The following is a 22,851-nucleotide window of genomic DNA, read 5'->3' as shown; positions in this document are numbered from 1 at the left end:
CCAAGGCGAGCCAAACAGCCGCCGAGATGAAGCCGAAAGTCGATCAGGTGATTTCGGATCTGAAGCAGCGGCGGGATGAATTCAAGGCCTCGTTGAAGGCGCAGCATGATGCCGGCGAGGCCGCCTGGCAGCAAGCCAAGGCGGATATGGAAACCCAATGGGAGGGTTTTGAGGCGCAGGTCCAGACCTATTTCGAGGGTCTCGGCAAGCAATTGGAACAGCAGCAGGCCACGTTCAAGGACGTCGCCGCGGCGCAAGCGAAGGCCTGGCGCGAGGCCACCGCGACGTTCCACGATGCCGCCTCGAAGTTCGCAGCTACCGGACAAGCCAACGTCGAAGCGGCGATCGCGAAGATGAAGTCGGACGGAGCTGAGGCCGAAGCCCGGCTGCAGAAGTTGAAGCAGACCGGCAGCGGGTCCTGGACGGTGCTGAGTGCCGCCTTGGCGGACACGCGCAAGGCGTTCGATCAAGCCAATCAGGCCGCGTGGAACGCGCTGAAGGGCGCCGGCTCGAAGAACTGACGCGAGCCACGGCGGGTCGGGCGACCGGATCGACATCTTGCTCCGGCGCCCACCAACCTGGACGGCGAACCTGCCTCGGCGAAATGAAATCCAGCGATCACTGTGGGATTTGAGGCGACGCTTGCCTAAATGCCCCGGCACGCAACCTGAAACATCGGAGGGCGAATTCTTTCCGCTCAAGCGAGAATCAAATACCTGTTCCATCTGAAAGCAAAATTCAGGTGGCGCTATGAGCGGTCGCGGGAATGAGAAGGCTCTCGTGCATGACACGGCCGGTCAAAACGCACCCGACGGCGTGGTTCAGTTGCATGAAGCCGCTATCGATCACATGCGTGCCGGCCGACATCTCGACGCCCAGCTGTGTTGCCAGCAGGCCCTGGTGCGCGACCCCGGTCATGCCGACACGCTGCACCTGATGGGGCTGTTGAGCATCCAAACCGGACAGTTCGATCATGCGGTGGAATGGCTTGCCGGCGCGATCAGGCGCGCGCCGAAGCCGCACTATCTCACTGCGCTCGGGACTGCGCTGCTGCAGCAGGGACGCGGCGCCGAAGCACTCAAAGCGTTCGAAAAGGCAGTCGAGCTCGAGCCCGACAATGCGGAGCGGTGGCAGAATCTCGGACTGATATTGGCTGAGCTGCAGCGCAATCACGAAGCCATCCTCAGCTTCCAGCACGCGCTTCAACTTGCGCCCGGCTCCTGGGACGCGGCGAACAAGGCGGCGATCCTTTTGCATCAGGCGGGGCGTTTCGAGGACGCACTCGTCTACTTCAATGTGTGCGCGGAGCTGAAGCCCAACGACATCCAGACGTTCGGGTTGCGCGCGGAAGCGCTGCGGAGCTTGGGGCGTTACGCAGAAGCCCTCGGTGACCTTGAACGGGTGCGCTTGCTCGATCCGACCAACGCGGATGCCTGCAATCAAATGGGGAACTGTCTCTCGGCGCTCGGTCGCTACGAAGAGGCGTTGTCCGCCTACGACAAGGCCTTCGCCCTTGGCGACAAGCATGCCCTGAAAAACAAGGCGATTGCGCTCGAACATTTTGGCCGCTTCGACCAGGCCGCTTCCTGTTATCGGCGGGCCCTCGCCGAAGATGCTAACGACGCCAGCGCCGAATGGAATCTGGCCTTGCTTCAGTTACTCACCGGGGATTTAGAAGCCGGCTGGGCGGGTCGTGAGGCCGCGCGCTGGAAAATCCCCATTCTTGTCGAAGGCTATCCGAAGCTCTCCCGGCCGCTCTGGCGAGGAACCGAACCCATCGATGGCAAGACCATCCTGGTGTGCCCGGATGAAGGACTCGGCGACGTCATTCAGTTCGCGCGCTACGTCCCGATGCTGGCGGCGCGCGGGGCGCGCGTGATCCTGCTCGTCCAGGACGAACTCTACCCGCTTCTTTCCAGGCTTCCCGGCGTTGCGCAGTGCCTTCCAAGATCGGCGACGACGGCGCCGCCCTACGACCTCCACTGTCCGCTGACCAGCCTGCCACTGGCTTTCAAGACCCGCCTCGACACGATCCCGGCCGCAACCTCCTATCTCCCCGCTCCGGCGCCCGATCGCGTGACGACGTGGGAGCAGCGTCTTGGCTCCCACGACCGGCCGCGGGTCGGCCTTGTCTGGTCCGGTAACCCGCGGCACCCGCGCGATCGCGCCCGTTCGATACCGTTCCGGACCATGGCTGGCCTCCTCGATGCTGATGCGACCTTCGTCAGCCTGCAAAAGGACCCGCGAGCGGAAGACAGGCCGGCACTGCTGGAGCGGACCGACATGATCGACCTGACCGCGCATCTGACCGATTTCGTCGAGACGGCTGCGCTGGTGTCCTGCCTGGATCTCGTGGTCACGGTCGATACCAGCGTGGCGCATCTTTCGGCCGCGCTCGGCTGCCCGACCTGGGTCCTGTTGCCGTACGTGCCGGACTATCGCTGGCTGCTCGATCGCGCGGACAGTCCCTGGTATCCGACCATGCGCCTGTTCCGGCAGGACGAGCGTCGGGACTACACGCCTGTGATCGAGCGCGTCCACGCCGAGCTGGATGCGGCTCGTGGCCGTGAGTCGTTCCGGAACAAGGGATCCTAAGCGGCTTGATCGAGGATATGTCTTGCACGTCGGGCCGGCGGAGCAATGGCACTGAGCAGATGCGGTAGAAACCGAGCATTCCTGACGGCAACGTTTGAGGCGACCTTCCGGCGAATGCAGGTACTTTAACGGATTTCACATCGGGCCATGATGAGAGCATGCTGATAGCCCGTTCTGACATTCGCTTGGGACTGCTCGCGGATGGACTGAAGCGGGAGATACTGATGCGAATGTCAGACACGCCACACTGGCGGATGGCAAATTGAGCACATCCTGAAGGGCATGCTAAAGTTCATCAGTTCAGCGATTTTCGTGGGGACACGACGTGTACGAGCTTACTGATCCCATCAAGACCTACATGGAAAGGGCGCTGGAAGAGACCTGCCGGGCGCTGCCGTATGGCGGTGATCACGAGGTTCGCGCCTTCATCGCCCACCGGCTGGCCGACGCCGCCCAGGGCAGAAGGACCACCCTCGGGGAACTCGGAATCGTCGCCCGCAAGGCCCTGGCCGATTATCGCGCTTCCGGCCGGCCGTCCGAGCGCCGCTGAGCTTTCAGCCAAGCTGGGTGCACTGACGGCTTTGCGCCTCAGGACTTGAACCCAGCGCTTGGACCCAGCGCTTAGACCCCCAGCACCTGGGCCGGTCATCGCTGATGGCTGAGCCGAAGAGCCGTCGTGTCTCACGACGCAACTAACGCAGGATGGCCCATTCAAGCCCGGTGCCGACGATCGCAGCGACACCGGCGAGCATGATCGAGATGAACAGCATTTCTGCGATGGAGACCTTGTCCCACTGGATCATGTCACGCCTCAGCCCGCCCGAATCATCCTCCTGAGTATGGAGCAGATCGTGGGCAGGCCAACTACATTTTCGCCACAATTCCAGATGGATTCGCAGTTTTGAAACCCGCTGATGCGCTGAGGTACCAGCGCGACTGCGCGCGGCTCTCACGTGTCTGGACCAGCGGGGCAAGCCGGTCGCCCACGAGAGCCTGACACAGCTTCAAGACCATGAAGGCGGCCCGCTAGCAGCAGCGGCGCTTGGTATGAAGATCGGAAATTGCTCAATAGGGCTGGCGAGTGCGTCAGCAATGGCTGCCAAATCAACGCCTTATGACGTCTTCCCAACCGGAAGACGACTCCGCAAGGTCGCTGTGAAATAGCGAGCGTTGGATTCGGGACAGCCGCTGCTAGGAGAGCCAGACGGCAACGGCAGGAAGGCCGGATCCGCCGAGTTCGTCCGGACGCTGATCGATCAAGCGACGTTCATGCCCGCCGCGCTGGCCTCGCGCTCGTGCCCCGCGGTCCTCCAGCCGAGCGTCTTCTACATCGCGCTCGGCCTTCCGAACTTCGGCGCGAAGCTTCTTCAGTTCGCGAAGAAGCTCAGCGAGTTCGTGGCAGTTCAACGCTCGCGGCATAACAGATACTCCCTTTGCTCATATCTTTTGTCGCGCTTGCGCGCGTCGCGTTCACGGAATGCGTGATTTTTTCTACCGCTCGATTCCAGACGCTCCGCTGCAAATGCAGACCACTTTCCGCGGCAGCATTGGTTGTCGCTCCAAGCCTACTGGAAGAACCTCACTCGCTTATGACACTCGATCGTCTCGCGGCGAATGTTCGCGCGACGTCGCTACGCGCGAGGCACCAACACACGACTAAAGACTTAGACCCGCATTTCTGATTCCGACCTCCATGTGCTCGCCTCGGACAGACCGTCGGTACGAAAGCACCCCAACGCAGCATCAGCACGCCGAGCAAAGCCGTGATATGAACCATCTCCCCATCTTCGAGGTTGAGCCCAAGCTCTGTTCCGAGGGAGATGCGTATGCGATTTGCGATTGCAGCAGCCCTGGTGCTGGGAATCAATTCATCGGCCGGAGCACAGACCCAGCCGACGAGGTCGTCAGCGTGGCCCACAATTCCGACCACCCCAGAGGCCTTCCCGACGAGCCCCCTAAGTCCATGTGCGCGCTCTTACAATCCGACAAGCTTGTGTTTTGCAAACACGATCTATCCTGCTTACTCGGCGGTCACGCCTGAAATTGTCCCCAGCCCGAACCCTCAATCGAAAGGCGAAAGCAGGCCTACCGATTCGAACGAGGCCAGTGCCCGCATGAAGGCGAAGGGTTACGACGTCGCCGATCTCTCTCAGGATGATCGCGGCGTCTGGCGTGGTCACGCGACGCTGAAGGACGGGCGTCCCGCGGAAGTGATCCTGGATCTGGACGGCAACATCTATTCGATCCCGAGACGCTAATTCGTTGGGCGCCGGCGAGCAGCCTCGTGGCAAAGCTCAATCAATGAAGTGCGCTAGGCGACGCAAGCAGGTTTGAGCTGAACACCGGGTGAGCGAAGCGTCGCGCAGAACACTCGCGTTTGCATCGATGGATGCACGCTTCTGTGCAGACGAGCGCTAACGGACACACCGTAGAACTACGGCTTTGCCGTACGCACGCGCGCTCCCGCCGACGCGCGTATTTCGGCGGCAACATTCGCGGAGCAGAACTCCACAAATCCCGTCAGATCGGAACAGCTGCTTATGAAGGCCGTTCCCATCAGCGCCGTGACCGAAATTCAACAGGATGAAATCATTTTGCTCTGGGAATGAAACTGGCTTGAAACAGACGACTTCTAGAGTTTCGATGAACGCGTTTTCAAGGGACAGAGCCATGTTCGAATCGATTGCCGCCATCACCGCCCTCTTCAGCGTCAGCATTTTCTTCGTCCACGCGCTTGATGCTTTTGCTCAATCACCCTGGAAGTAGTCATCCTGGATTGATGACGAACTGCCGATCCGGAGCGGCTGCAAACTTCAAGCAGCGGCGAAGAGCGAACGGACGAACCTGATCTCAATTTCTCCGCCACCGGTCTGAACGCACTGACAAACGCAAACCTCCGCGACGAGCTATCGTCTACCGAGCCCAACCGGCGGACTTCACCGGGCGAGAAAAATTGCCGCGTGATCTGTCGACGCTGCGCTCAATCGCCCCCTAGCCTCAGCTCCATCGTGCTGACGGACATGTTCGGCCGAGCAGGTCGCATCCGCTAATTTCGCGAGAGCAGGTTCGGCAATTGCCGCGCCAGTGCCTCGCATGCGATCGGTGGTCCGAAGGCTCAGTTGGTACCCGATCCATTGTGAAAACGAAGCGCGGTTCTATACTCAACCCGGCATGGATCGTGATTTGAAAGAATTAGCGCTCGGATCAACCGCTCTCGTCGTATTTGGGGCCATGCTGGTGGTCTGGCCTTCATTTGGCGAATTTCTGGAACAGTTCGTTGTCTCGCAGCTCAGGCATTTGGCCCAAGCGGTGCTCAAGCAGAGCTTTTGAAATTCGCTTTGAATATGGATTTCGAAAATTCGAACGCCTTCGGCGCCCGACGGAGGTCGGGGCCGAGCTTGATGAATGTCGATCCCGTCAATCGGGACGATATTTGCTCATCAGTTCGCAGGATCGTCTGCGATAGTAGCCGCGCTGCTCGACCTGTTCGCGAATGACTTCACTAACAGCGCGCACGCGCTTTCTCTTCGACCAGCTTTCACCCAGTTCGGACGGTACAGGATATCCTCTCGGAACGACCAGGAGATCGTTCCTGCGGTTCAAATATACATCGTAAATGCGAATACTCATTCGACGCACGTTATCCGTGCGCACTCAAACATTGGTTGCGTAGGAGCAACAGTGTTTCGGAATCTTGCCTTCAGATTCTTGATCTCAGATTCTCAGCTTCAAAATCTTGGCGCTTGCTGCAGATCGAAATCTTCGAGTGCTCGACGCTCACCCCAAAAAACCATCACAAGCATCACCGCTACTTGCGGCGCGCAATTCCTGCGCCCGCGCCAGCCTCTCCCAATCTTCCGCGAGCTTGAGCCAAGCGGCCTTGTCACAGTCATTATTCGCCAAATTGGCGTTGCGGGCACACTCCTCGGCTTTCCGACGGAGTTCCTCAGGGTCGAGCTTGCACATCCACACCTCCACTTCAGGAGTGGTGAACGCTATTCGGCCTGCAAAATCACCTGTGCGCGGCGGAATGGGTCTCGACCGCTTATGCATGGTAGGATGCGCAACTAATTAGGTTGGTAAAATATTACTCGTTCGGCGAACGCGTTCCTCGAGGCAGGCCCGGAACACGGCGTCCGCTTCCTTCATGTGGTTGCGGATCTCGCGTCGCTCAAATGGTGTGACGAGGGGTTCGGCGAGGCGCCGCCAGGCCTGCAGCTGCCACCTCTTCAAAGCTTCGATCTTACGATCCAAGGCATCGGCCATGACGGCGTCCAGCAATAATGCGACGAGGCTTCCAAACAAAAAATTGGCCCGTTCCGGGCTCAAATATTCAACTCAGGTTGCTATGTTTGCCCGGGACAAAACGACAATCAAGCCCGTAAGCACGCCAGTTGCCAGTGCTGGATGAACGCGATACCTTTTTTGGCCGATGCTTTCGATTGGCGAGAATTTGCTAACGACCGGTTAGTACCGCCCATCTACTATCGAGCTTGCAGAGTGTTTGTCCGACGCCCTTTTCAGGCGGTGCACATGCTGAAATCAGTCGCAGCAGCCCTCTTTGCGTTCAGCTTTTTAAGCCAGGCCGATCAATTCCTGTCCCAAGGCAGGTATACTGAGGGTCTGATCCTGATCGCGCGTCACGTGGTCCGATCCTTCGTGGGCTAGACGCGTATCAGCCCCGAGGCGCTCTCGTCGCGCCGCCCGCATCCTTGGACAAGATCTTCGGGCCAAAGGATGCGCTAGCGGTCGACGATCCTTGCCCAAAGCTGGGAACCGCTCCAGCCTCCCGCCGATTACCAGACAGGAGGACAAACCCATGAAGACGGTTCTTACCCTGCTCGCGACCTGGATCGGACTGAACCTCGCGTTTCCGGCTTTCGCCTTGTGGCAGCGCTCACCGATGTTGCGACGCCAACTGATCGATCGCGCTCTCCAGCTCGCGGCGCTTAGCCCACATCCGCGTACTCCTGTCGCGATCACCGTCGCTCGCCGGCGACGATGATCACCACGGCGCGGCCGGCCTAGCGGAAGCTACTTGCGCATCCGGCATATCGAACAATCCGGTCGTTGATGGGCCTCATGCGCCCCTGCGCTTCACGAGGCAGGCGCCGCCGGCGCGGTGAATGCGTCGGCAGAGATCATCGGCTTCGCGGCGCGTGCTGGCGCCAATGCGAACCTGAAAAAACGAGCTGGTACCGCGGACGCGCAGCAACAATGGATCATCCTGCGGACCAACGACAGCGGTCAGGCTCTTGATCGCGCGCGCGTACATGGCGAGCGCCTGATCTCGATTGAATCCTGCAGCGAGCTGCACGCCCCACGGCTTGACGACGGCGCGTGTCACCCGCTGCGCAAGCTGGGCGACGAAGCGGTTGGGCGCACGTCTGAGCAACGCGATCAACTCGCGGCAACTGGTGCTCGGCGTGCTCCTGGTTGCTTGATCGCTCTTGCTCACCTTGGCCCAGTCGTCGATGCTGGTTCCCGTAATCGCAAGCACGTAGTTGCGTGTTTCCTCCGGCATCCCGCCTGTCCCCGCGAGCCATTCCTGCACGCGCCTTGGACCGGCGTTATAGGCCGCGGCGGCGAGGCCGAGATTGCCGAACTGCTTGCGCAGCTCGTCCAGAAACTCGGCGGCCTTCGGCAGCGCTTGCACCGGGTCGAGCGGATCAAGCAGCCTGCGCTCTCGCGCCGTCGCCGGCATGAATTGCGCGATGCCAAGCGCACGCTGACCGTTCCTCGTCACCGGACCGACGGCATCGGCTTGAAAGCGGCTTTCCTGCCATATGACCCGCGCAAAGAATTCGAGCGGCAGATCGCTCGCCCGTGCCGAGGCTTCAATCGTCAGGCACAGCGTCTCTTGAGCATCGTGGTTTTGGATGGCTTCCGCGCCTTGTTGAGCGCCATCCTTATTGTTGTCGGTGGCATTCGTCTGCTCGCCAGCGTCGGTGCCGCGACCGGCCTCAGCGGGAGCCGGATCGGCGAGTGCCGCCTGCCCCGCAAACAGGAGCATGAGAGAAAAAACCGTCGCAAAGAACTTGGCGGAAAAAGATACTGGCGGCATGTCTTGAGAGTGGCACACGGTCCGACGCCCGGCCCGGAAAATTCAGGTCCGCGGTTCAGAATTCGTTCTGCCATAACCCTGACTGACCGACAATTCGCGCCGCTTCGCATATGAGCGCTCGGTTCCGCGAAACACGGCGAGCAGCTTCGTCGCGAAGGTCGTCGTCGCAGCTTGTGCTGTGATCGATCGGGAGACTGTTCCGGCCCGACGGTTGATCGTCGTCGATCCACGCCGTCGGAAGCGCCGAACCAGCTCATCGACATGATCGGATCGCGGCGCACCGCGAGAGCGCTGATCAACGGACATTCAGGTTTGGTACGCCCAAGATCGAACAGGATCGCCACCGAGCCCGAGCCTCGGCGCTTGTTCAATCCGCTGAAAACATCTCGAACTTTGGTTGCGGGGATAGGATTTGAACCTATGACCTTCAGGTTATGAGCCTGACGAGCTACCGGGCTGCTCCACCCCGCGATAAACCGAAGTCGCGCTTGTCAACAAACCAAATAACCGAACGATCCTGGCAGACGCTCCTCGCGCCGGTCATCCGTCCATTAAGGCTTCCTGAGAAGGCTTAAACCCCGCTGGCCGGGCCGGCCGTGGGGTGCGGGCGGTATGTACCAACGCCGAGCCGGTTTGGAAAGGCCTCAGGCCAATTTTTTTCCAGATTTGTGACAGCCAAAAGCGGATCGGCAAAAAGAAAAATTGCATATATAAAACAGAACGTTATTTGCACGCCGCCGTGCTCCTTGGCGGATCGGTCTCGATCCGGGCGGGCAGCACCGCTCCCCGCTTGGCCGGCGCTGCCAGAGCGCGCTGTCGCCGGCCGCTAGTGCCGTCACTTGCCGCGCCATGCCTTGCCAAGGGTTCCGCAAAGCGCCAGCTTCAGATGGCACATGTCGGCTGCAGGCCGGGAATCAAAACGCGCCGCAGGACACGCCCGGGAAAACGTCCATGGACCAGCCGCTGAAAGAGCCGCCTCTGTCCGCCCTCGATGACGCCTTCCATGCCATGGTCGAGCTGTCGCGCAGTGCGCCGCCGCCGGCTTTGCCGGCGCGGCTGTCGCGATTGAAGCGGCTGCGCGCCATGCTCGCCGACAATGAGCAGCGCTTCACCCAGGCCATCTCGGCCGATTTCGGCCACCGCTGCGCGATCGAGACCACCATCGCCGAGACGCTGTTTCTGCAAGGCGAGCTCAGGCACGCCATCAAGATGCTGCCGCGCTGGATGAAGACGCGGTGGATCTCGACCGCGCTCCAGTTCTGGCCTGCAGCCAACCGGCTGATGCCGCAGCCGCTGGGCGTGGTCGGGATCATCGCCCCCTGGAACTATCCGCTGCAACTGACGCTCGCCCCCGCCCTTGGCGCCATCGCCGCCGGCAATCGCGTCATGATCAAGCCGAGCGAGCTGACGCCACGCTTTTCTGCGCTGTTGAAGGAGCTGATCGCGGCCAACTTCGAGCCGACCGAGCTCTTCGTCACCGGCTTCGAGGAGGGCGTGGCGGAAGCGTTCGCGCGCCTTCCCTTCGATCATCTCGTCTTCACCGGCTCGACCCGGGTCGGCCGCATCGTCGCCGAAGCCGCAGGGAAAAACCTCACTCCGGTCACACTCGAGCTCGGCGGCAAGTCGCCGACCATCATCGATGCCTCGGCCGATCTCGACGAAGCCACGCAGCGCATCGCCTATGCCAAGCTGCTCAATGCCGGACAGACCTGCATCGCACCGGACTACGTGTTCGTGCCGGAGGCCCGGCTCGCCGAATGCGCCGACAAGATTCACCGGCACATGCTCACGATGTTCGGCACCGATCCGCAAAACCCAGACTACACCGCGATCATCTCCGACCGCCATTATCAGCGGCTGGACGCCCTGGCCCAGGACGCGGCCGCGAAAGGCGCAAGGCTATTGCGGCCGGCCAATGCCGATGATCCCGACTGGAAACAGCAGCGCAAATTCCCGCCGACGATCGTCGCCGGCGCCACGCCCGAAATGGCGATCATGCAGGAAGAGATCTTCGGGCCGCTGCTGCCGATCATGGCCTATCGCGACCCGAAGGACGTCATCGCCTACATCAACGCCCATGACCGCCCGCTGGCGCTGTACTGGTTCGGCACCGATGACGCCGCGCGCGACGAGGTGCTGGCGCGCACGGTCTCCGGCGGCGTCACCATCAACGACTGCCTGTTGCACTTCGCGCAGATCAACCAGCCGATGGGCGGAGTCGGCGCCTCCGGCACCGGCTGCTATCATGGCGAATGGGGCTTCAACACGTTCAGCAAGCTGAAGCCGGTGTTCTATCGGTCGCCGCTGAACCGCATGGCCGATCTCTACCCGCCCTATGGCGCCAAGATCGCGCGGCTCGAGAAGCTGCTGCGGTGGTTGAGCTGACCATTAGACCCGTCATTCCGGGGCGCTCGCGTGACAACGCGAGCGAACCCGGAATGACGGGGGAGACAATTCAGGTCAGCAGGAAGCCGCCATCGACGGTGACGACGCTGCCGGTCATGTAGCGCGAGGCGCTGGAGGCCAGCAGCATGATGGCGCCGTCGAGATCGCTCTCTTGGCCGACGCGCCGCTGCGGGATGCGCTTGATGAGCTTCTCGCCCGCCGGCGTTTCCCAGATGTCGTGGTTGATCTCGGTATCGATATAGCCCGGCGCCAGCGCATTGACGCGGATGTTGCTGGCGGCGAGTTCCAGCGCCAGCGCCTTGGTCGCCTGGATCACGGCCGCCTTGGAGATCGCATAGGGCGAGATGAACTTCACCACGCTGGAACCGAGCACGGAAGCGATATTGATGATGTTGCCGCCGCTCTTGCGCGCGATCATGCGGCGCGCCACTTCGGTTGCGGCAAAATAAGCGCCCTTCAGGTTGGCGCCGAGTACCGCGTCCCAATCGGCCTCGGTCTGTTCGACCGCGAGCTTTTCCACCGCGATGCCGGCGTTATTGACCAGCACCGTGATCGGGCCGAGCGCGGCTTCCGCAGCATCGATGGCCCTTGCAATCGAGTCCGTGCTGGTCACGTCCATTGCGACGGCGGCAGCGCGGCCGCCACGGCCGCGGATCTCCTCCTCCAGCGCTTTCAACTTGGCGGTCTGCCGCGCCGCGAGTGCCACGGCCGCGCCATGCGCCGACAGCACCCGTGCGAATTGCCGGCCGAGCCCCTGGCTCGCGCCGGTGATGAGGATGGTCTCGTTGGCCACGTCGAACAGATCGGACATGCTGCAATCCCTTGGCGTTTCCTCGTTCCCTTTGCTGGCGTTGATACAGACGATTTGACGCAGCGCAAACCGGAATTGTTTACGGGTTCGGGGCATAGGATCGCCGGGGAGCAGCCATGAACAGTTTCGATCTCGTCGTCTATGCCGCGCTGCTGATCGCCGTGGTGAGCGGCTTCAATACCGGACTGTTGCGGAGCGCGATCACGATCCTTGCTTATCTGTTGGCGATGCCGCTTGCGGTGGCGGCGACGGCGAGCCTGGCGCCGCACCTTCAGCCGCAGCCGGCCTCGCCCGTGCTGCAGAACTGGACGCTGTTCTTCGTCACGTTTCTCGTGATCGGCATGATCTGCGGAAAGCTCGGCCGCATGATGCTCGATGAAGCGGTCGGAGCGGAGGCCGGGATCGGCGACCGGCTCGGTGGCGCGGCGCTGGGCGCGCTCCGCGTCGGCATGGTCGCCACGACCGTCGTGCTGGTGTTCGACCAGCTGGTGCCGGCCGAGCGCCAGCCCGGCTTTCTCAACGGCTCGCAGCTGCGGCCGCTGTTCTCGCTTGCGGCCCAGAAGGGCTTCCGCTCGCTGCCGCCTGAAGCTGCCGCAGCGGTCGAGAAGTTGAAACAGGAACGGCGCATCTGATTCCGCGTTGCGGCAGAGCCGAGTGGCGGGACGAGGCATGCAATTCAGCAAGGGCCGTTTGCGCTTATCAGCCGGGCTCGCCCTGGTTAAGATGAGACCTCATCTTCAAGCCGCAATCTGACTTCGTGGAGTGATCAATCGTGGATCTCGGGATTAAGGGCCGCCGCGCCATCGTCTGCGCATCCAGCAAGGGACTGGGCCGCGCCTGCGCCATCGCGCTGGCCAATGAGGGCGTTGACGTGACCATCACCGCGCGGGGCGCCGAGGCATTGGCCAAGACCGCGGCCGAGATCCGCGCGGCCAACCCTGCTGTCACCGTGACCGAGGTGGCCGGCGACATCACCACGCCCGAGGGCCGTGCTGCGGTCCTGAAGGCCTGTCCGGAGCCGGACATTCTGGTCAACAATGCCGGCGGTCCGCCGCCCGGCGATTTCCGCAACTGGACCCGCGACGACTGGATCAAGGCGCTCGACGCCAACATGCTGACCCCGATCGAGCTGATCAAGGCGACGGTCGACGGCATGATGGCGCGCAAGTTCGGTCGTATCGTCAACATCACTTCGGCCGCCGTGAAGGCACCGATCGATATCCTCGGCCTTTCCAACGGCGCCCGCGCCGGCCTCACCGGCTTCATCGCGGGGCTGTCCCGCAAGACCGTGATCAACAACGTGACCATCAACGCGCTGCTGCCGGGCCCCTTCGAGACTGACCGCCTGATCGGCACCGCAAAGGCGGAATCCGCCAAACGCGGCATCCCGGCGGAGCAGATTCTGGCCGACCGTGCCAAGACCAACCCCGCGGGCCGCTTCGGCGATCCCGAAGAGTTTGGCCTGTTCTGCGCCTTCCTGTGCGGGGCCAAGGCCGGCTACATCACCGGGCAGAATATCCTGCTCGACGGCGGTTCCTTCCCCGGCACGCTGTGACGTACGCGACCCTCCCCTGGAGGGGCGTCGCACATGGACGAAAAGAGCTCGGGCAGTTTCTTCTTGGCCATCCTTCGAGACGCTCGCCTCCGGCGGGCTCCTCAGGATGAGGACTTTCGCGGAGCCGTTGATCCTCATGGTGAGGGCGCGGCAAAGCCGCGCGTCTCGAACCATGAGGCCCCAACGCCTCAATCATGGCAACGGTCCAACGATTGGCTATCGCTTCGTGATCTCGTCCTCGTCGCGCTCGCTCGGGCTCGAGGAATCCGCAGTGGTCCGTTCCTCGGTCCAGTCCACGCCGAACGCCTCCAGCCCCTCGGCGAGCAGATCCCCCAGCATCGGCTCGCCCAGCAGATAGCGGGCGGTATGGCGGTCGCGCTGGCCTGACGCTTCGGCCCGCAGATCGTCCCAGTCCTCGATGTCGCCGTCGCCGCGGCCGAGCCGCATCAAGGCAACGAGATCCGTCTGCTCATCCTCGGTGAGCGCGTTGATGAAGCCGGTGATCTCGCGCACCACCGGATCATTGCCGGAATCCTCGAGCACATCGAGCATATCATCATCGGCGGCATTCGACCCGGAGTCCGGATCTGTGGCGTCCTCCTTGACGTCGAACTCCCGTGCCTTCTCGATCAGAAACGCGACCTTCTCGGGCGATATCGTCAGCTCTGGCATCTTAATCTCCTCTTCGCCGACAACGCCGGCTGTCAAAAGACGATCCATTGCGCGGGCGTAGGCCCGCACCGTCCAGGCTAACCGACAAGATGAGATCGAGACCTCACCCGTGCAATGGAGGGGCGGACAAGTTGAGGGCATTGCCGGCACATCGGGCGCCACTGCCGTGCCGTCCGGTCGAGGCGCGAGGCCAATTCCGGCCTCCCCCCGGAATGCGCAAATGCCGGCGTCGGGCCGCCAGCCATGCCTCCCAGCCATGCCTTGCCGCGATTGAAATTCATGTCCTCTTGCGCCATGACAATGGTCTCTGGAATGCCAGAGACTGGTCAAGGGAGAGAAACCAGATGAAGCTTGTTCGTTACGGCGAGAAGGGTGCGGAAAAGCCGGGCCTGATCGATAAGTCCGGCCAGCTGCGCGACCTGTCAGCCCATATCAAGGACCTCGACGGCGCCGCTTATGCGCCGGAGTCCCTGAAGAAGCTCGCGGCAATCGATCCCGCTTCCCTGCCTGCCGTTTCCGGCAATCCGCGGCTCGGCGCGCCCGTCACCGGCATCTCGAAATTCGTCGCGATCGGCCTGAACTATTCCGACCACGCCAAGGAGACCGGCAATCCGATCCCGGCCGAGCCGATCTTTTTCCTGAAGGCCAATACGGCGCTGTCCGGCCCCAATGATCCGGTCGAGAAGCCGCGCGGCTCGACCAAGCTCGACTGGGAAGTCGAGATCGCCGTCATCATCGGCACGCGCGCCAAATATGTCTCCGAGGCCGAGGCGCTCAATTACGTTGCGGGTTACACGATCTGCAATGACGTTTCCGAGCGCAATTTCCAGATCGAGCGGCTTGGACAGTGGACCAAGGGCAAGTCGCACGACACCTTCGGCCCCGTCGGTCCGTGGCTGGTGACCAAGGACGAAATTCCTGATGTCCAGAAGCTGTCGATGTGGCTCGACGTCAACGGCCAGCGCCGTCAGACCGGAACCACGGCGACCATGATCTTCTCGATCGCGAAGTGCATCTCCTATGTCTCGCAATTCATGACGCTGCTGCCGGGCGATATCGTCACCACCGGCACGCCGCCCGGCGTCGGCATGGGCATGAAGCCGCCGACCTACCTCAACGTCGGCGACACCGTCGCGCTCGGCATCGAAGGCCTCGGCGAGCAGCGCCAGGTGATCGTCGAAGCGTGATTGCCGAAGCGTAGTTGGCGGCCCCCTCGACGTCATGGCCGGGCTTGTCCCGGCCATCCACGCTCGTGACTGCGTCGAGAAAGACGTGAATGCCCGCGGCACGCGCGGGCATGACGACGGAAAGAGTCATCGCAGGGCATCACTATGAAACTCACCTTCTCTCCCTCTTCTCCCTTCGCACGCAAGGTGCGCATCGCGGCCATCGAGCTCGGGCTCATCGACCGGATCGAGCTGGTGCCGACCACGGCCACGCCGGGGCAACCGGACGAGGCCTATTCCCGCATCACCCCGCTGAAGAAACTGCCGGTCCTGATCCTCGACAATGGCGACGTGATCCTGGATTCCTATGTCATCACCGAATATCTCGACGAGCTCGCCGGTGGCGGCAGACTGATCCCCGCCTCCGGGCCTTCGCGCTGGAAGGTCAAGAGCGAGCATTCGATGCTGCAGGGCATGCTCGATTCCATGCTGCTCTGCCGCTACGAGGCGATGGTGCGACCCGAGGCGCTGCGCTGGACAGCCTGGAGCGACGATCACTGGAGCAGGGCCTGGACCGGCATGGCGCGCTTTGCGGGGCAGCCGGATCTTCTGACCCGTCCGTTCGATGTCGCCGCGATCGGCCTGACCTGCGTGCTCGGCTATGCCGATCTGCGCTTTGCCAATTGCGGCTGGCGCAAGGCCTATCCAGCGCTGGAGGCGTTCTATCAGCAGGCGCTTGAGCGGGACTCCGTCAGGGTCTCGGCGCCACCCGCCGCGTAAACGAAGGAACAGCTCGTGACATCGACATTTTCCGTGGGCGATTTCACCATCCGCCGCATCGTCGAGCAGGAAATCCCGTTCTTCGCTGCACGCGAGATGTTCCCCAATTTGACGCCCGAAATGCTCGACGAGAACCGCGAGGGCCTGAAGCAGGCGGGAGCGATCGACGATCGCGATACCTTTATCCTCTGCTTCCAGTCCTATGTGGTGAAGACGCCGCATCACACCATCCTGATCGACAGCTGCATCGGCAACGACAAGCGGCTGCCGAGGTATCCGACCTGGAACATGAAGAGCGATGACGGCTATGCGCGGGCGCTCGCGGCCGCCGGTGTCGGGGTTGCCGACATCGATATCGTGATGTGCTCGCATCTGCACGCTGACCATGTCGGCTGGAACACGCGGCTCGACAACGGCCGCTGGGTGCCAACTTTCCCGAACGCGCGCTATGTATTCGGCAAACGCGAATACGACCACTGGACGGCGCAGAACGAAGCGGCCGAAGTGCCGCCGTTCGTGGAGAGCGTGCTGCCGGTGGTCGAGGCGGGCCGGGCCGATCTCGTCCGCGATGATTTTGCGATCGGCGATCACGTGCGGATCGTTCCGACCCCCGGCCACACGCCGGGCCATATCGCCATTGCGATCGGCAAAGGCAGGGACGATGCGCTGTTTGCCGGAGACCTGATCCACTCGCCGCTGCAGCTGCGCTATCCGGAGCTGTCGCCGAGATTCGACGTCGACCCGGTGGAATCAGCTGCGACGCGGCGGCGGTTCCTGGAGCGCTGTTGCGACAGCGATGCGCTGTGCTGCCCCGCCCATTTTCCCTCACCCTCGATCAGCAGGATCCGCCGCAAGGGCACTGGCTTCACCTGCGAGTGGGTCTAGTCGCGCCTGCGTCCGGCTGACGACGACACCGGCGCGCCGTCACGACCTCAATCGAACAGGCTCGGCGTGTGGTTCACGGCCGCGCCCTCGATGGCGAGCATCTTGAGCTTGGTGTCGACCCCGCCGCGGGCTGAGAAGCCGCCCGGCTTGTTGCCGGCTGCGAGCACGCGATGGCACGGCACCACGATCGGGCACGGGTTGCGGCCGAGCGCCTGGCCGACATCGCGCGACAGTTCCACGCCGCCGAGCTGCTTGGCAATATCGCCATATGTCATGGTCTTGCCGGGCGGGATCGCGCGCGCGATCTCGTAAACGCCCCGATTGAACGCCGGCACGTCATCGAGATCGAGCGGGATATCGGTGAGATCATCGGCTTCGCCGGCCAAATGGCGCGTGATGCGCGCGATCGCGTGGCTGACCTGCGGCGTCGGCGCAGCCTCGTCGATCTCGCCGAAGCGCTGGCGCATCCGAACGCGGGTCTTTTCCGGGCTCCCCATCGGCAGTTGCACGCCGTTGATGCCGCGCGGACCCCAGGCGATCGCGCAAGCGCCGATCGCCGTCTCGAACAGTGCGAAATGCTCATTTGGCATGGCAGGCTCCATCGTTTGCTGCCCCATATAAATCTTCAGCTGAATCTAGGCTTGGAGAATGTTGCGATCCACCCGGATTCTGCCAATCTCGGCTGATGGCGTCCTCGCGCCGGGGAGCCGCGCTTTGCGCCGCCTTTGACAGGGATCATTGATGAAAGCTCGCTTCGCTCACCTCACTGCGGCCGCCCTGCTTGTGATCGCCTGTATCCCTTCAATGGCCCAGGCGGCGCCGGACGAGAAGCTCAAGGCAGCGGCGGAGCAGGCCAAGCCAGCGCTGATCGACACCTTGCGCGACATGGTGCTGATCGAATCCGGCTCGAGCGATGTCGGGGGCTTAAAGAAGATGGCCGACTTCACCGAAGCGCGATTGAAGGCGCTCGGCGCCACCACCGAACGGCGCAAGACCACGCGCGGCGCCGGCGCCGACATGGTGATCGGAACGTTCGAGGGCACCGGGCATCGGAAGCTGATGCTGATCGCGCATATGGACACGGTGTATCAGCCGGGCATCCTGAAGACGGAGCCCTATCGCGTCGAGGGCGATCTGATCTACGGGCCCGGGATCGCCGACGACAAGAGTGGCGTCGCGGTGATCCTGCATAGCCTGCAGATCCTGAAGGACATGGGCTGGCGCGACTATTCGAAGCTGACGGTCTCCTTCAATCCCGACGAGGAGATTGGCTCGATCGGTTCCGGTGAATTCATCTCGCAGCTCGCCGATCAGCATGATGTTGTTTTGTCCTGCGAACCGACTGCCGCGCGGCCCGGAGCGCCGCACGAGACGCTGCGGCTGGGGGCGAGCGGCACGGCGACGGGAACGATGGAGGTGACGGGGCGCGCGTCGCATGCCGGGGCTGCGCCGGACCGCGGCCGCAACGCGCTGATCGAGCTCGCGCATCAATTGCTGCAGACCAAGGACGTCGCGAAGTCGATACCAGGCACGCAGCTGAACTGGACCACCGCGAAGGCCGGCACCGTGCGCAACCAGATTCCGGAGAAAGCGAGTGCCGGCGCCGATATCCGTCTCACCATTCCCGACGGAATCGAGAAGCTGCAGGCCGCACTTGACGAAAAGATCAAGAACCATCTGGTCCCCGACACCGAGGTCAAGATCACGATCGAGCCGGGCCGGCCGGCCTTTGTGGCCGGCGAGCGCGGTCGCGCATTGGCGGAAGAGGGAAAAGCGATCTACGCCGAACTCGACCGTCCGCTGGACATTGTCGGCACCACCGGCGGCGCCACCGACGCGGGCTTTGCCAACCGCAGCGGCAAGGCCGTGGTGGTAGAGAGCTTCGGGCTGGCCGGCTTCAACGCGCATGCCCATGATGAATATGTCGACACGACCTCGATCGTGCCGCGCCTCTATCTGATGACGCGGATGCTGATCGAGCAAGGCAAGAAGCCGTAGGGCCGTCTTGCAGACGCGCGCTCCGGCAGCAAGACCGGACGCGCGTCGCGGACGATCGGATGATCGTTCGCCGGAAGATGCGGGAGTGAACAACCACGGCGCACGTCAGTGCGAACCGCTCAAAAAGGAGGACGCGCCATGAGACTGGACGACGACCAGGTGCAATTTTTCAACCGCGAGGGCTGGCTGTTCCTGCCCGAGCTGTTCAGCCGTGAAGAGACCGAATTCCTGGCTCGCGAAGCCGAGGCGATCTACGCCGCCAACCGGCCCGAGGTTTGGCGCGAGAAGAGCGGCGCGCCGCGCACCGCCTTTGCCGCCCATCTCTACAACGAGGCGTTCGCGGCGCTGGCCGCGCATCCCCGCATGATCGAGCCGATCGAGCAGATCTTCGGCGAGGGCGTCTACATGCACCAGTTCAAGATCAATGCGAAATCCGCCTTCACCGGCGATGTCTGGCAATGGCACCAGGACTACGGCACCTGGAAGCGTGACGACGGCATGCCGGAGCCGCGGGCGATGAACATCGCGATCTTCCTGGACGAGGTCATGCCGATCAACGGTCCGCTGATGCTGGTGCCGAAGAGCCAGCATGCCGGCGATCTCGAGGCCTCGCACGACCTTCAGACGACCTCCTATCCGCTCTGGACGTTGGATGAAGCGACGGTGACCCGGCTGGTCGATCAGGGCGGCATCGTCGCGCCGACCGGCAAGCCCGGCGGCATGCTGATGTTCCATGGCAATCTCGTGCATGGCTCGGCTGGCAACATCACGCCCTATCCGCGCAAGATCGTGTACCTGACGCTGAATGCGGTCTCGAACTACATCCGGACCCCCACGCGGCCGGACTACATCGCCCATCGCGATTTCACGCCGATCAAGACGGCCGACGACGACGCGCTGCTCCGGCTCGCGCAGGCGCGCCGAGAGGCGGCGGAGTAGAACACGCCATCAGCTTCGAATGAGGTCGTCATGCCCGGGCTTGACCCGGGCATCCCTCCGCCAACTCGTTGCTCTCGTGTAGATGGATGGCCGGGCCTTCGCCGCGCCGAAGGGGCTTCGGCCCCGCAGGCGGGTCAAGCTCGGCCATGACGGGCAAGTGATAGTCGCGCAGAACGAAGCCAAAGTTGAGCTGGATGTCCCATGAATCTCTTCTCCCTCCTCCAAGCCCGCAACGCCGCCGGCAAGCCGGTTCGGGTGGCGCTGATCGGCGCCGGCAAGTTCGGCTCGATGTTCCTGTCGCAGGTCCCGCACGTCCCGGGCCTCGTGGTGTCCGTGATCGTCGATCTCGATCCGCAGCGTGCAAGGGATGCGTGCAAGACGGTCGGCTGGGACGAGGCCCTGATTGCTGCGACGACGTTCACGCCCGATCCGGCGAAGGCAATGGCTGACGATGTCGAGGTGGTGGTCGAAGCCACCGGCAGCCCGGCTGCCGGCATCCGCCACGCGCGCGCGGCGATCGCTGCGGGCAAGCACATCGTCATGGTGAATGTCGAAGCCGACGTGCTCGCCGGTCCGCTGCTGGCAGCTGAAGCCCACAAGACCGGCGTGGTCTATTCACTCGCCTATGGCGATCAGCCGGCGCTGACTGCCGAAATGGTGGACTGGGCCCGCGCCACCGGCTTTCGCGTCGTCGCCGCCGGCAAGGGCACCAAGTACCTGCCCGCCTATCACGATGTGACGCCCGACAACGTCTGGCAGCACTACGGCCTGACGGCCGCCGAGGCACAATCCGCCGGCATGAATCCGCAGATGTTCAACTCCTTCCTCGACGGCACCAAATCCGCGATCGAGATGGCGGCGATCGCGAACGCAACCGGGCTCGACGTGCCGTCGGAGGGCCTGTTGTTTCCGCCCTGCGGGGTCGACGATCTCCCGCATGTGCTGCGGCCACGCGCAGCCGGCGGCATCCTGGAGCAAGCGGGACTGGTGGAGGTGGTGTCATCGCTCGAACGCGATGGCCGCCCGGTGTTTCGCGACCTGCGCTGGGGCGTCTACGTCGTCCTGGAAGCGCCGAACGATTATGCGGCCGACTGTTTCAGGCAGTACGGACTCAAGACGGACGCCAGCGGCCGCTATGCCGCGATGTACAAGCCCTATCACCTGATCGGCCTTGAGCTGAACATCTCGATCCTGTCGGCCGCGCTGCGCAAGGAAGAGACCGGTCAGCCGCGCGGCTTCCGCGGCGATGTGGCCTCGGTAGCGAAGCGCGATCTCGCGAAAGGCGAGATGCTCGACGGCGAAGGCGGCTATACGGTGTGGGGCCGCCTGATGCCGGCAGAGACGAGCCTCCGCCTCGGCGCGCTGCCGATCGGGCTCGCCCATCGCGTGAGACTGATCCGGGACGTGGCCCATGGCGCTGTGGTGCGCTGGAGCGACGTCGAAGTCGACGCCAATGATGAGAGCGTGCAAGCTCGCAGGGCGATGGAAGCAGCAGCTTCGAAGACGTCGCGCTGAAGCTGCGACCGGGCGGGAAGCAAGCGTGGTTACAGCCGTAGCCATTTCGAACGTCGACGACATGCTTCTGCAATCCGTCGCACCGATGACCATCGGCGCAAGGTCTGCCCGCCGGCTGATGTGCATGGTGCCCTTGGACGGCGCTGGCGGCCGATCCGAGAGGGAGTTCATCGTGCGGAAGCTACGAAGTGTTGGGTTTTGGGCGGGAGCCGCAGCGTCACTGGCATTGCTTGGCTTCCCGGCGGCGGCCGAGGAAAAGCCGGCGCTCGCGGCCGTTTCGCCGGTCACCGTGACGCAAATCCTGTCGACGCTGGAGACCGCGAGCGGTCAGCCGATCGTGATGCCGCAGAAGGATGCGCAGATCGTGGTCTCGACCTTCGAAATCGCACCGGGCGCCAAGCTGCCGGAGCACAAGCATCCCTATCCGCGTTATGGCTACGTCCTCGATGGGACCCTGCGCGTGACCAACACCGAGTTGAACAAGACCGAGACCTACGGCTTCGGCAGCTTCATCGTCGAGGCGGTCGGACAGTGGCACAAGGCCGAGAACGTCGGACCGGTCCCGATCAAGCTTCTGGTGATCGACGTGATGGAAAAGGGCGCCAACAACACCGTCCTGAAGCAGTGATCGCGCGTGGCTTCCATCGAGGAGGCATGATGGCGCGATCATCCATGACCGCAGGCAACGCCCCGATCCTGACCGGGGCGTTGCACGCAGCTGTTTTCAGTTGACGTCGTCGCCGAGCGCCGCGGCGAGCTTGTCGTAATATTTGACGACGACGTCGATATTGCCCTTGTTCTCGACCTCCGGCGCCTTGGCTTTCAGCGCCATGTTGAGATTCTCGAGCGCCTGCTTCTTGTCGTCCGCCTTCATCTTCTTGTCGGCCTCGACCTGCGCGATCTCCTGCTTGATCACGGCTTCCGAGCCGACATACTTCTTGGTCTGTGGATCGATGCCGCCCAGCACCAGGCTGATATTGTCGACGACGACATTGTAGTCGTCATAGCTGGCAAAGCCGTGCTTTTTCGCCACGCCATCGAGCTGTGCCATCACCTTCTGGTCCGGCGGCGCATTGTCCGGCAGCTTGTCTGTGATCGCGTCCATGTCCTTCTGGGCGGCAAGCACATTCTCGACCTGCTTGTCGGTGAGCGCGATCTGCTTGAGCTGCGGCGGCTGGCCCGCGGGCGCCGCTTGCGCGGGCGCATCCTTCGCCTGCGCGAATGCGCCGCTGGTTGCGAAGGAGGTCAGAATGGCGGTGAGACAGGCGAGGCTCACCGCGGCAAGGGTGGTCCGGACAAACGAGCGCATGGGGATCTCCTCAAAGAGACTGGGGACTGAGACGGCGACATCTACAGCGCAACTTTGCGTACGTTTTTTGAAATGAACTGTCCGTGAATCTCCCATCGCGGAACCGTTCATCCGGCGCACCCCGACGCGGATGCCCCGACGCCATGTTCCTGAGGC

At 62.9% G+C, this 22,851-nt stretch carries 23 protein-coding genes and 1 tRNA gene; 15 read left to right on the top strand and 9 right to left on the bottom strand.

All coding sequences use genetic code 11. The annotated features are described in order from the left end of the window. The 5 genes from BRAS3843_RS41720 to BRAS3843_RS41710 form a co-directional block, all read left to right on the top strand. Window positions 1–521: hypothetical protein (locus BRAS3843_RS41720; RefSeq protein ID WP_035983171.1), on the top strand; the 521-nt coding region annotated here is incomplete at its 5' end. A 259-nt stretch (window positions 522–780) separates the two neighbouring features. Continuing rightward, a complete protein-coding gene (locus BRAS3843_RS29190) occupies window positions 781–2,595 on the top strand; it encodes a tetratricopeptide repeat protein (protein ID WP_008972743.1) in 1,815 nt (604 codons plus the stop codon). 325 nt (window positions 2,596–2,920) lie between these two features. After that, window positions 2,921–3,145 (top strand): hypothetical protein, encoded by a 225-nt coding sequence (locus BRAS3843_RS29185; protein ID WP_008972741.1) that lies wholly within the window; start codon window positions 2,921–2,923, stop codon window positions 3,143–3,145. Window positions 3,146–4,709: 1,564 nt separating this feature from the next. Next, window positions 4,710–4,853, top strand: coding sequence for a PepSY domain-containing protein (locus BRAS3843_RS41715; RefSeq protein ID WP_008972737.1), 144 nt, complete (start codon window positions 4,710–4,712; stop codon window positions 4,851–4,853). Window positions 4,854–5,766: 913 nt separating this feature from the next. Next, a complete protein-coding gene (locus BRAS3843_RS41710) occupies window positions 5,767–5,925 on the top strand; it encodes a hypothetical protein (protein WP_175361161.1) in 159 nt (52 codons plus the stop codon). An 87-nt stretch (window positions 5,926–6,012) separates the two neighbouring features. On the opposite strand, the gene BRAS3843_RS39885 is transcribed toward BRAS3843_RS41710, so the two are convergent. The 5 genes from BRAS3843_RS39885 to BRAS3843_RS29145 form a co-directional block, all read right to left on the bottom strand. Further along, window positions 6,013–6,225 (bottom strand): hypothetical protein, encoded by a 213-nt coding sequence (locus BRAS3843_RS39885; RefSeq protein WP_244425495.1) that lies wholly within the window; start codon window positions 6,223–6,225, stop codon window positions 6,013–6,015. 147 nt (window positions 6,226–6,372) lie between these two features. Further along, on the bottom strand, window positions 6,373–6,561 hold the full coding sequence (locus tag BRAS3843_RS29170) for a hypothetical protein (RefSeq protein WP_139025003.1): 189 nt from the start codon (window positions 6,559–6,561) through the stop codon (window positions 6,373–6,375). A 105-nt stretch (window positions 6,562–6,666) separates the two neighbouring features. Next, window positions 6,667–6,861: a hypothetical protein gene (locus BRAS3843_RS29165; protein WP_008972733.1), complete on the bottom strand. Its 195-nt coding sequence runs from the start codon at window positions 6,859–6,861 to the stop codon at window positions 6,667–6,669. 814 nt (window positions 6,862–7,675) lie between these two features. Then, complete coding sequence (locus tag BRAS3843_RS29155; RefSeq protein WP_008972730.1) at window positions 7,676–8,608, bottom strand: transglycosylase SLT domain-containing protein; 933 nt, start codon at window positions 8,606–8,608, stop codon at window positions 7,676–7,678. A 445-nt stretch (window positions 8,609–9,053) separates the two neighbouring features. Then, a tRNA-Met gene (locus BRAS3843_RS29145) sits at window positions 9,054–9,130 on the bottom strand. A 480-nt stretch (window positions 9,131–9,610) separates the two neighbouring features. On the opposite strand from BRAS3843_RS29145, the gene BRAS3843_RS29140 reads away from it, so the two are divergent. Further along, window positions 9,611–11,044 (top strand): coniferyl aldehyde dehydrogenase, encoded by a 1,434-nt coding sequence (locus tag BRAS3843_RS29140; RefSeq protein ID WP_008972729.1) that lies wholly within the window; start codon window positions 9,611–9,613, stop codon window positions 11,042–11,044. A gap of 70 nt (window positions 11,045–11,114) precedes the next feature. Here the strand turns inward: BRAS3843_RS29140 and BRAS3843_RS29135 are convergent, their stop codons facing one another. Beyond that, window positions 11,115–11,876: an SDR family oxidoreductase gene (locus tag BRAS3843_RS29135; protein WP_008972728.1), complete on the bottom strand. Its 762-nt coding sequence runs from the start codon at window positions 11,874–11,876 to the stop codon at window positions 11,115–11,117. Window positions 11,877–11,992: 116 nt separating this feature from the next. Here BRAS3843_RS29135 and BRAS3843_RS29130 point away from each other — a divergent pair, with 116 nt between their 5' ends. Both BRAS3843_RS29130 and BRAS3843_RS29125 read left to right on the top strand, forming a co-directional pair. After that, window positions 11,993–12,508 carry a CvpA family protein gene (locus tag BRAS3843_RS29130; RefSeq protein ID WP_008972727.1) on the top strand — a complete coding sequence of 172 codons (516 nt, stop codon included), beginning with the start codon at window positions 11,993–11,995 and terminating at the stop codon, window positions 12,506–12,508. 140 nt (window positions 12,509–12,648) lie between these two features. Next, complete coding sequence (locus BRAS3843_RS29125) at window positions 12,649–13,431, top strand: SDR family oxidoreductase (RefSeq protein ID WP_008972726.1); 783 nt, start codon at window positions 12,649–12,651, stop codon at window positions 13,429–13,431. A 216-nt stretch (window positions 13,432–13,647) separates the two neighbouring features. Here the strand turns inward: BRAS3843_RS29125 and BRAS3843_RS29120 are convergent, their stop codons facing one another. Next, entirely contained in the window at window positions 13,648–14,103 is a 456-nt protein-coding gene (locus BRAS3843_RS29120; protein WP_008972725.1) for a DUF3775 domain-containing protein, read from the bottom strand. Window positions 14,104–14,447: 344 nt separating this feature from the next. Here BRAS3843_RS29120 and BRAS3843_RS29115 point away from each other — a divergent pair, with 344 nt between their 5' ends. The 3 genes from BRAS3843_RS29115 (at window position 14,448) to BRAS3843_RS29105 (ending at window position 16,934) form a co-directional block, all read left to right on the top strand. Continuing rightward, window positions 14,448–15,290: a fumarylacetoacetate hydrolase family protein gene (locus BRAS3843_RS29115; RefSeq protein ID WP_008972723.1), complete on the top strand. Its 843-nt coding sequence runs from the start codon at window positions 14,448–14,450 to the stop codon at window positions 15,288–15,290. Window positions 15,291–15,434: 144 nt separating this feature from the next. Continuing rightward, window positions 15,435–16,049, top strand: a complete 615-nt coding sequence (locus BRAS3843_RS29110) for a glutathione S-transferase family protein (RefSeq protein ID WP_008972722.1) — start codon at window positions 15,435–15,437, stop codon at window positions 16,047–16,049. A 15-nt stretch (window positions 16,050–16,064) separates the two neighbouring features. Continuing rightward, window positions 16,065–16,934 (top strand): MBL fold metallo-hydrolase, encoded by an 870-nt coding sequence (locus BRAS3843_RS29105; RefSeq protein ID WP_035983154.1) that lies wholly within the window; start codon window positions 16,065–16,067, stop codon window positions 16,932–16,934. Between the two features lie 47 nt (window positions 16,935–16,981). Here BRAS3843_RS29105 and BRAS3843_RS29100 read toward each other — a convergent pair whose 3' ends face one another. Beyond that, the gene (locus BRAS3843_RS29100; RefSeq protein WP_008972720.1) at window positions 16,982–17,524 is read right to left on the bottom strand and encodes a methylated-DNA--[protein]-cysteine S-methyltransferase; all 543 of its coding nucleotides are present in this window, start codon (window positions 17,522–17,524) and stop codon (window positions 16,982–16,984) included. 151 nt (window positions 17,525–17,675) lie between these two features. Between BRAS3843_RS29100 and BRAS3843_RS29095 the strand changes: the two genes are divergently transcribed. The 4 genes from BRAS3843_RS29095 (at window position 17,676) to BRAS3843_RS29080 (ending at window position 22,014) form a co-directional block, all read left to right on the top strand. Then, window positions 17,676–18,932, top strand: coding sequence for a M20/M25/M40 family metallo-hydrolase (locus BRAS3843_RS29095; RefSeq protein ID WP_035983151.1), 1,257 nt, complete (start codon window positions 17,676–17,678; stop codon window positions 18,930–18,932). A gap of 138 nt (window positions 18,933–19,070) precedes the next feature. After that, window positions 19,071–19,871, top strand: a complete 801-nt coding sequence (locus BRAS3843_RS29090; protein WP_008972718.1) for a phytanoyl-CoA dioxygenase family protein — start codon at window positions 19,071–19,073, stop codon at window positions 19,869–19,871. 201 nt (window positions 19,872–20,072) lie between these two features. Next, window positions 20,073–21,386 (top strand): Gfo/Idh/MocA family oxidoreductase, encoded by a 1,314-nt coding sequence (locus tag BRAS3843_RS29085; RefSeq protein ID WP_008972717.1) that lies wholly within the window; start codon window positions 20,073–20,075, stop codon window positions 21,384–21,386. A gap of 25 nt (window positions 21,387–21,411) precedes the next feature. Beyond that, window positions 21,412–22,014: a cupin domain-containing protein gene (locus BRAS3843_RS29080; RefSeq protein ID WP_347379592.1), complete on the top strand. Its 603-nt coding sequence runs from the start codon at window positions 21,412–21,414 to the stop codon at window positions 22,012–22,014. A 96-nt stretch (window positions 22,015–22,110) separates the two neighbouring features. On the opposite strand, the gene BRAS3843_RS29075 is transcribed toward BRAS3843_RS29080, so the two are convergent. After that, window positions 22,111–22,695: a hypothetical protein gene (locus BRAS3843_RS29075; protein WP_008972715.1), complete on the bottom strand. Its 585-nt coding sequence runs from the start codon at window positions 22,693–22,695 to the stop codon at window positions 22,111–22,113. Window positions 22,696–22,851 lie beyond the last annotated feature (156 nt).

The sequence above is a fragment of the Bradyrhizobium sp. STM 3843 genome (genome assembly GCF_000239815.1).
Taxonomy (GTDB): domain Bacteria; phylum Pseudomonadota; class Alphaproteobacteria; order Rhizobiales; family Xanthobacteraceae; genus Bradyrhizobium.
The sequence above is the reverse complement of the archived record's forward strand: the minus strand, read 5'-3'. Positions and strand labels throughout refer to the sequence as shown.

What these genes read in the sequence shown, in the direction of transcription:
- BRAS3843_RS29120 (WP_008972725.1), bottom strand. Translation starts at nt 14,103, where the DNA reads ATGCCAGAGCTGACGATATCGCCCGAGAAGGTCGCGTTTCTGATCGAG.
- BRAS3843_RS29130 (WP_008972727.1), top strand. Translation starts at nt 11,993, where the DNA reads ATGAACAGTTTCGATCTCGTCGTCTATGCCGCGCTGCTGATCGCCGTG.
- BRAS3843_RS29075 (WP_008972715.1), bottom strand. Translation starts at nt 22,695, where the DNA reads ATGCGCTCGTTTGTCCGGACCACCCTTGCCGCGGTGAGCCTCGCCTGT.
- BRAS3843_RS29085 (WP_008972717.1), top strand. Translation starts at nt 20,073, where the DNA reads ATGAATCTCTTCTCCCTCCTCCAAGCCCGCAACGCCGCCGGCAAGCCG.
- BRAS3843_RS39885 (WP_244425495.1), bottom strand. Translation starts at nt 6,225, where the DNA reads ATGAGTATTCGCATTTACGATGTATATTTGAACCGCAGGAACGATCTC.
- BRAS3843_RS29140 (WP_008972729.1), top strand. Translation starts at nt 9,611, where the DNA reads ATGGACCAGCCGCTGAAAGAGCCGCCTCTGTCCGCCCTCGATGACGCC.
- BRAS3843_RS29155 (WP_008972730.1), bottom strand. Translation starts at nt 8,608, where the DNA reads ATGCTCCTGTTTGCGGGGCAGGCGGCACTCGCCGATCCGGCTCCCGCT.
- BRAS3843_RS29170 (WP_139025003.1), bottom strand. Translation starts at nt 6,561, where the DNA reads ATGTGCAAGCTCGACCCTGAGGAACTCCGTCGGAAAGCCGAGGAGTGT.
- BRAS3843_RS41715 (WP_008972737.1), top strand. Translation starts at nt 4,710, where the DNA reads ATGAAGGCGAAGGGTTACGACGTCGCCGATCTCTCTCAGGATGATCGC.
- BRAS3843_RS29090 (WP_008972718.1), top strand. Translation starts at nt 19,071, where the DNA reads ATGAGACTGGACGACGACCAGGTGCAATTTTTCAACCGCGAGGGCTGG.
- BRAS3843_RS29135 (WP_008972728.1), bottom strand. Translation starts at nt 11,876, where the DNA reads ATGTCCGATCTGTTCGACGTGGCCAACGAGACCATCCTCATCACCGGC.
- BRAS3843_RS29095 (WP_035983151.1), top strand. Translation starts at nt 17,676, where the DNA reads ATGAAAGCTCGCTTCGCTCACCTCACTGCGGCCGCCCTGCTTGTGATC.
- BRAS3843_RS41710 (WP_175361161.1), top strand. Translation starts at nt 5,767, where the DNA reads ATGGATCGTGATTTGAAAGAATTAGCGCTCGGATCAACCGCTCTCGTC.
- BRAS3843_RS29110 (WP_008972722.1), top strand. Translation starts at nt 15,435, where the DNA reads ATGAAACTCACCTTCTCTCCCTCTTCTCCCTTCGCACGCAAGGTGCGC.
- BRAS3843_RS29100 (WP_008972720.1), bottom strand. Translation starts at nt 17,524, where the DNA reads ATGCCAAATGAGCATTTCGCACTGTTCGAGACGGCGATCGGCGCTTGC.
- BRAS3843_RS29115 (WP_008972723.1), top strand. Translation starts at nt 14,448, where the DNA reads ATGAAGCTTGTTCGTTACGGCGAGAAGGGTGCGGAAAAGCCGGGCCTG.
- BRAS3843_RS29165 (WP_008972733.1), bottom strand. Translation starts at nt 6,861, where the DNA reads ATGGCCGATGCCTTGGATCGTAAGATCGAAGCTTTGAAGAGGTGGCAG.